The sequence below is a fragment of the Microbacterium halimionae genome, from assembly GCF_011761265.1.
Taxonomy (GTDB): Bacteria; Actinomycetota; Actinomycetes; order Actinomycetales; family Microbacteriaceae; genus Microbacterium; species Microbacterium halimionae.
On the sequence record NZ_JAAOZB010000001.1, the window covers coordinates 837,652 to 849,200 of the forward strand.

The following is an 11,549-nucleotide window of genomic DNA, read 5'->3' on the forward strand; positions in this document are numbered from 1 at the left end:
CGAACGTGCGAGATCAGTGAACCGGCATCCCACCTGTGACGGCGATGGTCTCTCCGACTACGTAGCTGGACTCCTGCGACGCGAGGAAGACGAACGCAGGAGCCAGCTCCACCGGCTGTCCGGCGCGGCCCATCGGAGTTTGCGAACCGAATTCCTCGATCTTCTCGTTCGGCACGAATGCAGGTTGCAGCGGTGTCCAGATGGGGCCGGGTGCGACGCCGTTGACGCGGATGCCGCGCTCGATCAGCTGCTGCGACATTGCGCGTGTCCAGTTGGCAATGCCGGCCTTCGAAGTGGCGTATTCAGCGAGCGACGGCGAGGGGTTGAAGCCCTGCACGCTTGACGTGGTGATGATCGAGGCCCCGGGCTTCAAGTGCGGCGACGCGGCCTTGGTCAGCCAGAACAGGGGGTAGATGTTCGCCTTGACGACGTGGTCGAGCGTCTTCGTTTCGAAGTCATCGATGCTGTCGACAGTTGGCATCGTGCCCGCGTTGATTACGAGGATGTCGAGGCCCCCGAGTTCAGCGACAGCTTTTTCGACGACCTCGGCGTTGGTGCTCTCTTGTTGCAAGTCACCCGGCAGCAGCACGGCGGTGCGTCCCTCCGCGCGTACGAGGTCGGCCACTTCCTCGGCCTGTTTCTGTTCTTCAGCCAGATAGCTGAGAGCAACATCCGCGCCTTCGCGTGCATAAGCGATGGCTACTGCTCGGCCAATACCGGAGTCCGCTCCTGTGATCAGAGCCTTGCGCTCGGGGAGGCGACCCTTTCCGATGTAGGTCTTTTCGCCGTGATCGGGGGCCGGGTCCATCTTGTGGATGTCACCAGGGCCGTCCTGCTGCTGAGGCGGAAACGGCGGGCGAGGAAACTGAGTTGTGGGGTCCTGAGGGGTGTACATATCAGCCATGCTGCTGACGTTACGCCGCACCTGGCGAGGGTTTTTCGGGCTTGCGCACGGGGCTTTTGTCATCTACACGCCCACACCTATCCACAGTCTCTGATCGAAGAAGTGTGTGGCTGACGGCAGCGGGGATAGCGTCCAACCTCAGTAGTGTCAAGGCTCCGAGGTCATGCGCACATGGTGCGCATGATGGTGGTGAAGTCAAATGAGAAGACGAGGTGAACGCATGAGTACACCAGCTAGTGACGCTCCAGACGAGTCGAGCGCGATGGAGACTATCCAGCCGCTCCGTGACAACGACACATCGATTGAAACGGACCCGGCGGAGGACCCTGCGCAGGCGGAATGGGACCAAACCGCATCGTTTGACGAGGGCGCCGACCCCGTCGAAGACGCCGAGATCCCCGCGGCAGCACTTCCGAATCGAGCGATCCAGCCCGAGACGCAGGGAGACAACCCTGTTGCTGCGGAACTTGGTGAAGAGGGTCAAGGCGACCTCGCCCCTGAAGACCTCTGAGGAGCTCACTGGCTAGACCCCCCGGCGCGTGGGTCTAGCGCGACTCGCTTGAGCTACTCATCTTGAGCAGTAGCTGTATTGAGAACCCGCCCGTATGGTGGCACGCATGTGGTTCGAATCCTGGTCTGATCTGATGCGCGTCGTTCTATTGGGGACGGCGGGCTATGTCACCCTGGTGGGGGTGCTGCGATTGTCAGGAAAGCGCACGCTTTCGCAGCTCAACGTGTTCGACTTTGTCGTGACGGTGGCATTGGGATCGATCCTCGCGACGCTCTTGCTCAGCGCCGATGTGTCGTGGGCCCAGGGCGCGGTGGCGTTCATGCTCATTGCCGCGTTGCAGTTCGTCGTGGCGTGGGCATCCACGAAATGGCCGGCGGTGCGCCGGATGATCACTTCTACGCCGTCGCTCTTACTCAGAGACGGGGTCATTCTCGAATCGGCGCTTCGGCGCAGTCGTTTGACAGAGTCTGAGTTGCGTCAGGCGATACGCGCGGCAGGCAACGGTGACCTGGCCAACATTAAAGCAGTTGTGCTGGAAACAAATGGCACGCTCAGCGTCATTAGCGCGCAGAACTTCGGCGATGGTTCTGCTGTAAAAGACGTGGAGTCTGAAGCTTCAATGTAAGAGTGCTCCAAGCCCTATCGTTCGCTGTCGTCATCAACTACAGCGTCTTCGGCTGCAGCCATGGCGGCCTGACCTTCCTCGGGTGACTCCGAACCGGTGTCGGCGGCCGTGGCGTCCGACGACTCTTCCTCTTTTTGCTGGGCGCCGCCGTGCTGTTCCTTCGATGCGCTGTCGCTCATTTTTACTCCTCTGTTGTTGGTGTAGATCAGCATCACGCCGATGAGTTGGTAATGACGCTCTCGTCGAGTTTTTTCAGGAGGTCTGCGACGTCGCGATACACAGCTTCCGCGCCAGCTGATAGGAGCTCGTCCGCGCTGTACCCACCGGTGAGTACTCCGAGACTCATGACTCCCGCTCTTTTCGCCGATTGGATATCCCACACCGCATCGCCCACCATGATCGCTTGACCAGCAGAGACGGATGCCTTGTCGAGCGCCACCTTGATGATTTCTGGACTCGGCTTTGCCGTGCCGACGTCTTCGCTTGACGTCACGACATCGACATATTGATTGACGTCGAGTACCTCAAGCAGAGTGTCGAGTTCGCCCTGTGGCGCAGAGGTTGCGAGAACAACGCGGTGGCCTCTCGCATCGAGCTCCTCCAACAGTTGCCGTGCGCCCTGGAACGGACGGATTCGGTCGGAAAGTTCGGCATAGAAGCGACTTTGAGCTTCTTTCGCGGCGTCTCCCAGAGTCGACGCTTCGTCGCCGAGCAGCTCATCTAGCAATTTTCCCGAGTCCATCCCGATTCCGCGGTGAATGCGCCACATCTCCGCGGGGCGCTCGATCGCGACGAGCGCGCGGTCCCAGGCGTCGACGTGGAGGTAGTTCGAATCGACGAGCGTGCCGTCGATATCGAAAAGCACCGTCACGGGCTTTTGCGGGGAGATATCCATGGGGTTATTCAAAGCTATTGAGCAAGTTGAGTTCAAGGGCTGGCGGATCCGCAGAGAGTGTGCAGGTGCGGCGAGCGAACTGGTCACCGCGCTGAGCCGAAATCTGAGCCGAAATCTGGGCCGAACTGTTCAGCGCGCCATGCGAACGGGTATCGTCGCTGGTGCGTAAACACGCTGCGAGTTGACTGCCGAAGTGTCGGCAACGGGGGTACGAATGGGTCAGCTGATTTACGGAGTGGCACCTGCGATACAGATTGATGACTGGGGTCTGTACCATCTGCAGTCGGTGATGCTCAGCAAGTTGCGGCGTGATGAGAGCTTCAGCTTCAGCTGGGACAACGAGCCAGATGTCGATGGTGACGAAGCGCTCCCGACTCCTGGTCTTCACGGCACCGTGTGGATATCCAAAAGCACACCGCTCTATTTCAGCTACGACGAACCACGTGCGAAGCCTTTGAACCCGAAGTGGATCGCCACTCTGGCAGGAGCCGCCGGCAAAAATAGTGGCGCGTTTCGGCTTCTTCCAGAACCTGAGTAGCGCGCAGCGACGATTTTCGTTTCGTTTGTCAAGTCCCGGTAATCGAGGTTGACGCGGCCATAGCCTCCATTTTGGAGGAAATCATGGCTGAAACGTTGACGAAGGACGAGACGCGAGTCGGTGTTGCATGGATCGCGCAACGCTAACTCCCACTGCGCGCCAGAGCGCTCGTGTCGCGTCTGCGCTCGCCGGTGCGCAGCAGATCCGCGATTTCGGGCGCGACGTCGAGGCCACACTTAAGTGGTGCGTCGACGTCGGTAACCGTTCGCCGCGCGTAGGGGAGGGCAACACGGCTGAGGTGTGGGAGCTGCTCGCTGCCACTGCTCGACACGATGTTTCGGCTGCACGCATGCTCGAACCACACCTTGATGCGTTGAGTGTTCTCGCGCAGGCACGGGCAACGGCGGGCGTTGTATCGCGCTCGATTGATATCGAGCCCTTGAACGCAGGCAAAGACTCGAGCTGGGGAGTTTTCGCTGCCGAGGCTGCCGGCGTTCGCCTTGACGCACGAGAAACCTCTCGCGGCTGGACTCTTACTGGAACGAAGCCATGGTGCTCACTCGCCGCACACCTCTCTCACGCTTTGGTGACGGCATATATCGGCGACGACACGCGTCGACTTTTCGCCGTTGACCTGCGCGGATCCGGTGTGCATCCGCACCCGGGTCCGTGGGTGGCGCGAGGCCTCCCCGATGTCGTCAGCGCGCCGGTCGACTTCAACGAGGTACCCGCAGTGCCAGTGGGGGATGCTGGGTGGTACCTCTCACGCGCGGGGTTCACGTGGGGTGGAATGTCGGTGGCTGCGTGCTGGTGGGGTGCAGCAGTCGGAATCTCAGCACGCCTGCTTGATGCGGCACGATCGGGCGACGCCGACCAGCTGGCGCTGGTTCATTTGGGTCGGGTCGATGCAGCGCTGTGGGCCGCCCGCGCCGCGCTTCTCGAAGCCGCATCTCTCGTAGATGACGGCACGTCGGCAGAAGTCGGAAACCGTCTGCTTGCAGAGCGTGTCCGTTCCATCGTTGCGGATGCTGCAGCTCTCACCCTGGCAGAAGCGGACGCTGCGCTCGGCCCGGCGCCGCTCGTCGCCGACGACGCGTACGCGCGCCAGGCTGCGGGCTTACATCTCTATCTACGCCAGCACCACGGCCCGCGCGACATTGCGAAGGTCGGTCGTGCGGTCGTGACTGCGCCGCGTGCAGCATGGTGAGCTTCGACCACCTTGCCATCGGAACTGCGGAAGCCACCTGGCGGGCCGATGAGCGCATCAACGCTGTTCAGCCGTTCGATACGCGCATCAACCAGCTGATCGTCGCGGCAGCGCATCCGGACGATGAGACTCTCGGCGCGGGAGGTCTCATCCGTTGGGCACATGAGAACAATTGCGATGTGACGGTTGTCGTCGCAACCGACGGCGAAGCATCTCATCCGAACTCGCCGTCTCACACTCCCGCTGGCTTGGCCACGCTAAGAAGGCGAGAGGTACTCAACGCTGTTCACGTGCTCAACCCCACCGCGCACGTACATTTTTTGGGGCTTCCCGATGGCGAGCTTCGCGAGAACGCCGTGGCACTCGCCGCGGCGTTCCTCTCAGCGCTCGACGGATTGCCGCCGGCATCGGGCGAGAGCGTGATTGTCGCCCCCTGGTCGGGTGATGGCCACAGAGACCACCGGGTCACTGCGGAGTGTGTTGCGCAGGTTGCGGGGGTTCGCGGCATCCCTCATTTCGGGTATCCGATTTGGATGTGGCATTGGGCGCAGCCCGACGACGTGCCGTGGAACGCTGGCCGGGTACTCGCGCTGACACCCGATCAGCGTGCAGCGAAGGGTCGAGCGCTTCGTGAGCACGTGTCGCAGGTGCACCCGCTGTCGGATGCGCCGGGTGACGAGGCGATTCTGTCGGCGTCGATGCACGCGCACTTCGAGCGGGGCACCGAGCTGTTCTTCACGGAGGCCCCGCAGAACGAGGGCAAGACCCTTCCTGCTGACTGGTTTGAGCGGTTTTACGCTCGGCATGCTGATCCGTGGGGCTTCGAAACTCGCTGGTACGAGGAGCGGAAGCGCGCGCTGCTGATGGCAAGCCTTCCGGTGCGGAACCTAGGGAGAGTGCTAGAAATTGGTTGCTCGACAGGCTTGATCACGGCTGAACTGTCGGAGCGAGCAGACGAGGTTCTTGCGTTGGATGCATCCGCTGCTGCCGTTGATGCGGCATCTTCTCGACTGGCTAAGCGGCCCCACGTCAGCGTGCGCCAAAGCGCTGTGCCCGAGCAGTGGCCAGGCGGTTCCTTCGACACGATCATCTTCTCGGAAGTGGGCTACTACCTGTCGCATCGCGATCTTGCGAAGACGGTTGCGCTTATCGACACCGCGATGACGGGCGATGGGTGTCTCGTTGCCTGTCACTGGCGTCATCCCGTCGATGAGTATCCGCTGAACGGCGATGAAGTGCACGCCGCCCTCAGGTCTGTCGAAGGGTGGGACGGCATCGCCATTCACGAAGAGCGCGATTTTGTCATTGAGGTCTTCGGTCGCAGGCCCGCTCTATCGGTGGCTCAGCGGGAGGGACTGCGATGAGCCACCGCACAATAGGCGCTGTCGTGATTGTCGTTCCGGTACATAACGAAGAGGTGTTGCTGGCTGCGTGCCTTGATTCGATAGAAACGGCGATCAGCAACGTAGATATCCCTTGCGAGGTCCGAGTCGTGCTCGACGCGTGCAGCGACGGCTCGGCCGATATTGCCGCACGATATGCGTTTGAGGCGATGGGCATCGCAGCGAATGCGGTGGGTGTTGCGCGATCGCGGGGCGTCGCATCGGCCCTTTCGATGTTTTCCCGGATGCCGTCAGATCAGATCTGGATCGCAAATACCGATGCGGATTCGACAGTGCCGGCGAACTGGCTGACGGCTCAGCTCGACCTGGCGGCATCCGGCACAGATGTCGTCGTCGGCACGGTACGACCCGATTTCAACGATCTCGATCCCAATCATCAGGATCTTTGGCTGCGCACGCATTTTGCGGGCGCGCCCAACGGTCACGTGCACGGAGCGAACCTCGGAGTGCGTGCCAGCACCTACCTCGCAGCGCGGGGTTTTAGCGGTTCGACCGAGCACGAAGATGTGCGTTTGGTGGAGTCCTGCCGACAGGTGAACGCAACCGTGACGCCGAGCGATGCCGCCGAAGTCGTCACTTCAGGTCGATTCACCGGTCGCACGCCGGGTGGATACGCCGGTTATCTTCGCGAGCAGTCGCGTGCGGTGCACGATGCCCTGCCATACTTGCCCCGTGTCGAAGACCACTGCTGAAACTTCTCCCGCCCAGGATGCCGACGCGATAACGCCTGCCCATCGCCGTGTCATCGGGCTTTTGCTGATATCGGCGTTCGTTGTGATGCTCAACGAGACGCTGGTGGGCGTGGCGTTGCCGAGGATCATGGACGACCTCAAGATCGGCGCGTCAACAGCACAGTGGCTTGTGACGGCCTACATGCTGACCATGGCCGTTGTCATTCCACTCACGGGCTTCTTTATGAAGCGCTTTACGACGCGTGCTGTGTTTATCGGCGCGATGGCGCTGTTCGTCGCGGGAACCCTCGTCGCAGCCCTTGCGCCGGCCTTCGGCGTGCTGCTTGCAGGTCGAGTTTTGCAGGCGGCGGGCACAGGAGTCATGACACCGCTCCTGATGACCACGATTATGACTGTGGTGCCGGCCGGGCGTCGTGGTCGCATGATGGGCACGATCACGATTGTGATGTCGGTCGCACCTGTGCTCGGTCCCCTCATCGGAGGGATCATCGTCAACTCGCTACCGTGGCAGGCGCTATTCGTGATCATCTTCCCGTTCGGGATTCTCGCGCTCGTGCTGGGACTCTGGCGAATGACGAACGTCAGCGAAACAGAGCGCGTCCGGATCGACCTGCTCTCGGTGCTGCTGTCGGTTTTGGCATTCGGCGGGCTTATTTACGGTCTGTCGGAGTTCGGCAACGAAGCCGAGGGCGTCTCAACGATGTCGCCCTGGATTCCGGTTGCGGTCGGTGTGTTGTCGCTCGCAGCATTTGTGTTCCGACAGCTGCATCTTCAGCGCACCAACGACGCCTTGATCGACCTGCGAATCTTCGCGTCGTCAGCATTCTCGCGTGCGCTCATCATGATGGCGGTCATAAACGCCATCCTGTACGGGTCGCTGACGCTGCTGCCGCTTTATATTCAGGATGGTCTCGGCCTCACCCCGCTTCAGTCTGGACTGATCGTTCTTCCGGGTGGGCTGCTCATGGGCTTGGCTGGCCCGTTCGTCGGTTTGGCATTTGATCGCATCGGCCCGCGGCCGCTCGTGATCCCCGGCGCAATTATCACGTCGATTGCGCTGTGGCTGATGGCACTGATGTTTACCGCGCACGCGACGTTCGCGACGGTTCTTGGGCTTTACCTCGTGCTCTGTGCCGGGCTTTCGCTTCTGTTTGCCCCGTTGTTCACTGTGGCGCTCAGCTCGGTAAAGGACCAGTTCTATCCGTACGCGAGCGCTGGGATCGGCACTGCGCAGCAGCTCGCGGGAGCCGCGGGCACCTCGCTCTTCATCGTCGTCTACACGGTCATCGGTCAGGGAGTTCGCACTGATGGTGGCTCGGCTGCACACGCTGTGGACCAGGGGGCGCACTCTGCACTGCTGTTGGCAGCGGTGCTTTCGTTGGCGATCGTTGCGCTTTCGTTCACGATTCGAAAGCCAGAGCCCGCCGAGGTTGCTGCCAGCTGAACGCAACGAACAAAGCGGATGCCGCGGCTCGGCTTTCGGTGGACACTGCGGCGGCCGGTTCGTTAGTTTGCGGGCACGAGGGCGCGAAGCTTCTCTAGCAGCGGCTCGGCGGCTTCGGCGAGGAATCGGTCTTGGCCTTCGTCGCCGATCTGTACGAGCGCAACATCGGTGAAGCCCGCGTCAAGGAACGGCTGGAAGCTGGCGGCGATCTTGTCGAGGTCTGGGCCGCACACGATACTTTCGGCTACGTCATCCGGGCGAACAAATTGGGTAGCGCCCTGAAAGCCGGCCGGTGTGGGAAGGTCTGAATTCACTGACCATCCGCCGGCGAACCAGCGGAACTGATCGTGAGCGCGCGCGATCGCGGTCTCTTCATCGGGGTCCCAGCAGATGGGAATCTGACCGATCTTGCGTGAGCCCGCACCGTGGTGTTCGTCCCAACCACTTACGAGTGCCGCATCCGGAGTGGTTGCAATTGCGTGGTCGACGAGGGGTGCGAATTCCTCGATCGAGCGCGGCCCCGACACCGCCGCCGCGAGTGGAACGCCAACCTCTGGCAGGTCCCAGATGCGCGCCGAGTCGACCCGGAAATACTCGCCCTCCCAGGTGATGAGCTCACCGGTGTGCAGCTCTCGGATGATGTGGATGGCTTCTTTCAACATGTCTTGGCGTGCATGGACAGCGGGCCATCCTTCGCCGACCACGTGTTCGTTCAGGTTTTCACCGGATCCGAGACCGAGGGTGAAGCGCCCATCGGAGAGAAGCTGCAGTGTTGCTGCCTTTTGAGCGACCACGGCTGGGTGGTATCGCACGGTGGGGCATGTGACGTATGTCATCAGTTCCACAGAAGACGTCGCCTGAGCGACAGCCCCGAGCACTGTCCAGGCGTACGGTGCGTGGCCCTGGCTCACGAGCCACGGTGAGTAGTGATCGCTTGAGACCTCGAAATCGAACCCGGCGTGCTCTGCGCCGACCGCATAGCGGACGAGTTCGCGGGGCCCGCTCTGTTCAGTCATTAGCGTGTAACCGAAATTGACGCTCATCTGTTCTCCTAGGACGGGGGTTCGGGGCGATGCCATCGGGCAGCAATCGTCGGAGCGAGCGTACATTTCGCAATTTTCGGAGCCCGGGGGATTGCGTCACGTACTGCGTCGGCGTAAAGCGCTTGTGCTGCACGCGCGCCGTCGTGAGGCAACTCGGCGCTGTATCGTTCCGACATGACGTCACCCTCGCATCGTTCGCGCAGTCGCGTCGGTTGGATCCTCGTTGCGATTGTGCTCGCTGCGGCGATGCTCCGAAGCCCCATCGTCGCGGTGGCGCCGGTTGCGCGCCTGGTTGAGCAGCAACTGGGCATCACTGCGACCGTGGTGGGGTTGTTGACCAGCATCCCAGTGCTCGCTTTTGCTATCTGCGCACCGCTGGGAGTGGCCGTTGTGCGCCGCGGCGGCGCAAACTTCGCGCTGACTGTTAGCCTCGCGGGAGCGGTGCTCGGTTGCATCATTCGCTCCTCGGGAGACCTTGCATCAGCGCTCGTTGGCACCGCGATCATGGGCATCTTTTTGACAGTCGGAAATGTCGTGATGCCTGTCATCATTGCCCGTGATTTTCCGCCCAACCGCGTGCACGCGATGACGGGGGTCTTCACCGCATCCTTGAATATCGGCACGATGACCGTCACTGTTTCGACCGCGCCGTTGGTCGGTGCAGTCGGATGGCGCGTGGCCCTTGCCTCGAGCGCAGTTTTTGGCGTGGCAGCGCTCGCGACGTGGATTGCTCTGCACGGAATCCGAGGGGCTATCGTTCCCGAGCGGCGAGGCCACGAAGCGGCGCCAAAGATCGCAGCTCGGTCGGCCGCGAACATCGGCACGACCTGGATGCTGGGCGCGGCATTTGCCGGTCAAGCTTTCGCGTTTTACGCGATGACGGCTTGGCTGCCGACCCTTTTGACAGACAGCGGCTTTGGTGTCGCGGCCGCGGGCGCGATCGCGGGGATTTTTCAAGTCGCGGGCATTGCTGGCGCGCTTCTCGTTCCGCTGCTCACCACGCGCGGCTCAACGCTTGTTGCGGCCGTTGCCGTTGCCGGTGCGTGGTTGTCAGTGCCGCTCGGGTTCTTATTTCTTCCGCAGGCGTGGGTGGCGTGGTGCTTGCTGGGGGGGGTGTCGCGCAGGGAGGCGGGCTGACGATCGTCTTCATCATGATTGTGGGGCTCGGTGGCGGGCAGCGCGTCATCGCTGGTCGCTCCGGGGTAACGCAGGCGATCGGGTACGCAATCGCGGCAACGGGGCCGACTGTCGTGGGGGCGCTCCACGAGCAGACCGGCAATTGGGTCGCGTCTCTCTACGTCGTGCTCGTCGCTGTGCTCGTGTTTGGCGTCGCGGGCGGGTTCGTCGCCCGGCATTTGGAACGCGTTCCGGCGCGCCAGTGATACGGGTCTGCGCTCGTTCGACGCGCTTCAGCCCTCACCGGAGATCGACAGATGACCGAATGAAGATGCCGGTTCGTTCACGGCGGTTCGCGCAATGAGCACGGGCGCATTGATGTTGACGAGCACGTCGTGGATGACAAGAGCAAATGGAGAATCGGGTTGCGAGCAACCTGGTCCGAGTACAAGCAGAGTCGCGTTTCGCGACGCATCGAGGAGTGCCTCCGGCGCTGGTCTCGAAGTGCTGCGGCTACGTACCACGACTGTGGGCCAGCGCTCTTTGACGGCGGCCGTCGCAGCGGCGAGTTCAGAGCGGGTATCCGCTGCATTGGCCGGGGTGCTCCGCCCGAACGACGAGTGAATGAGTTGCAGTGGCTCTCCGAGGGCTGCGGCGTCAGCGTCGGCGACGGATGCCACGAGCACTGCGGTGGCAGCATGGTCGATTCCTGCAACGACCCCGGTGCGAAAGCGTAGATCGACATCCGGTATGACGGCGACGCTACTTCGCACGGTTGAGGCGATCTGGATGCCACGTGCCCCGTACCCGCGGGCATGGATGAATCCAGTTTTCCCGGTGCCGATCACAAGCAGATCATCGCTCTGAGCAAATCCTGCCAGCGTGTGAGAGATCGGTCCTCGCAGCACGATTTCCTCGCTACTGCCAGCAGTAGTGGTGTCGCTATCGGGCTCAACTCGCACCGTAATGAGAGGTATGTGGGTTCTCCGCGCGCGTGCTCTGGCCCAAGCCAACGCGTTGCCTGACGAGCGGGTGTCGTTGACCGCGACGACGTAGCGTGTGCACACTGACGTCGCCTCCGATCTGGTTACTACTGATCCTCTCCTGCGCCGTGGTATCCGTTCAGTGCCGAAGGTCCCAAAGTATGAGCAAGCAACCGTAGACTCGAGAG

Annotated in this window: 14 protein-coding genes; 9 read left to right on the forward strand and 5 right to left on the reverse strand. The window is 61.9% G+C overall.

Translation table 11 applies throughout. The features are described 5' to 3' along the window. Positions 1-13: 13 nt before the first annotated feature. Positions 14-904, reverse strand: coding sequence for an SDR family oxidoreductase (locus FHS06_RS03945; RefSeq protein ID WP_279587432.1), 891 nt, complete (start codon positions 902-904; stop codon positions 14-16). Between the two features lie 220 nt (positions 905-1,124). On the opposite strand from FHS06_RS03945, the gene FHS06_RS03950 reads away from it, so the two are divergent. Both FHS06_RS03950 and FHS06_RS03955 read left to right on the forward strand, forming a co-directional pair. After that, positions 1,125-1,415 (forward strand): sugar ABC transporter ATPase, encoded by a 291-nt coding sequence (locus FHS06_RS03950; RefSeq protein WP_167045714.1) that lies wholly within the window; start codon positions 1,125-1,127, stop codon positions 1,413-1,415. Between the two features lie 106 nt (positions 1,416-1,521). Next, positions 1,522-2,040 (forward strand): DUF421 domain-containing protein, encoded by a 519-nt coding sequence (locus FHS06_RS03955; RefSeq protein WP_167045717.1) that lies wholly within the window; start codon positions 1,522-1,524, stop codon positions 2,038-2,040. Between the two features lie 14 nt (positions 2,041-2,054). Here the strand turns inward: FHS06_RS03955 and FHS06_RS03960 are convergent, their stop codons facing one another. Then, the gene (locus tag FHS06_RS03960; RefSeq protein ID WP_167045720.1) at positions 2,055-2,219 is read right to left on the reverse strand and encodes a hypothetical protein; all 165 of its coding nucleotides are present in this window, start codon (positions 2,217-2,219) and stop codon (positions 2,055-2,057) included. A gap of 32 nt (positions 2,220-2,251) precedes the next feature. Continuing rightward, positions 2,252-2,935 (reverse strand): HAD family hydrolase, encoded by a 684-nt coding sequence (locus FHS06_RS03965; RefSeq protein ID WP_167045722.1) that lies wholly within the window; start codon positions 2,933-2,935, stop codon positions 2,252-2,254. Positions 2,936-3,128: 193 nt separating this feature from the next. Here FHS06_RS03965 and FHS06_RS03970 point away from each other — a divergent pair, with 193 nt between their 5' ends. From FHS06_RS03970 to FHS06_RS03990, 5 genes are all read left to right on the forward strand, one after another. Continuing rightward, positions 3,129-3,473 carry a DUF7882 family protein gene (locus FHS06_RS03970; protein WP_310734881.1) on the forward strand — a complete coding sequence of 115 codons (345 nt, stop codon included), beginning with the start codon at positions 3,129-3,131 and terminating at the stop codon, positions 3,471-3,473. Positions 3,474-3,600: 127 nt separating this feature from the next. Continuing rightward, entirely contained in the window at positions 3,601-4,680 is a 1,080-nt protein-coding gene (locus FHS06_RS03975) for an acyl-CoA dehydrogenase family protein (RefSeq protein ID WP_167045723.1), read from the forward strand. Beyond that, a complete protein-coding gene (locus FHS06_RS03980) occupies positions 4,674-6,044 on the forward strand; it encodes a bifunctional PIG-L family deacetylase/class I SAM-dependent methyltransferase (RefSeq protein ID WP_167045724.1) in 1,371 nt (456 codons plus the stop codon). Before FHS06_RS03975 ends, FHS06_RS03980 begins: the two co-directional genes overlap by 7 nt. Further along, positions 6,041-6,775, forward strand: a complete 735-nt coding sequence (locus FHS06_RS03985; protein WP_167045727.1) for a glycosyltransferase family 2 protein — start codon at positions 6,041-6,043, stop codon at positions 6,773-6,775. The genes FHS06_RS03980 and FHS06_RS03985 overlap by 4 nt, the downstream gene beginning before the upstream one ends. Further along, positions 6,756-8,219 (forward strand): MDR family MFS transporter, encoded by a 1,464-nt coding sequence (locus tag FHS06_RS03990; RefSeq protein WP_310734882.1) that lies wholly within the window; start codon positions 6,756-6,758, stop codon positions 8,217-8,219. The genes FHS06_RS03985 and FHS06_RS03990 overlap by 20 nt, the downstream gene beginning before the upstream one ends. 62 nt (positions 8,220-8,281) lie before the next feature. Here FHS06_RS03990 and FHS06_RS03995 read toward each other — a convergent pair whose 3' ends face one another. Then, positions 8,282-9,262 carry an LLM class F420-dependent oxidoreductase gene (locus FHS06_RS03995; protein WP_167045733.1) on the reverse strand — a complete coding sequence of 327 codons (981 nt, stop codon included), beginning with the start codon at positions 9,260-9,262 and terminating at the stop codon, positions 8,282-8,284. Between the two features lie 174 nt (positions 9,263-9,436). Between FHS06_RS03995 and FHS06_RS04000 the strand changes: the two genes are divergently transcribed. Then, positions 9,437-10,399, forward strand: coding sequence for an MFS transporter (locus FHS06_RS04000; protein ID WP_167045736.1), 963 nt, complete (start codon positions 9,437-9,439; stop codon positions 10,397-10,399). Continuing rightward, a complete protein-coding gene (locus FHS06_RS04005; protein ID WP_167045739.1) occupies positions 10,360-10,644 on the forward strand; it encodes a CynX/NimT family MFS transporter in 285 nt (94 codons plus the stop codon). Before FHS06_RS04000 ends, FHS06_RS04005 begins: the two co-directional genes overlap by 40 nt. Positions 10,645-10,671: 27 nt before the next feature. Here FHS06_RS04005 and FHS06_RS04010 read toward each other — a convergent pair whose 3' ends face one another. Continuing rightward, the gene (locus FHS06_RS04010) at positions 10,672-11,445 is read right to left on the reverse strand and encodes an adenine nucleotide alpha hydrolase family protein (RefSeq protein WP_167045742.1); all 774 of its coding nucleotides are present in this window, start codon (positions 11,443-11,445) and stop codon (positions 10,672-10,674) included. Positions 11,446-11,549: the final 104 nt, after the last annotated feature.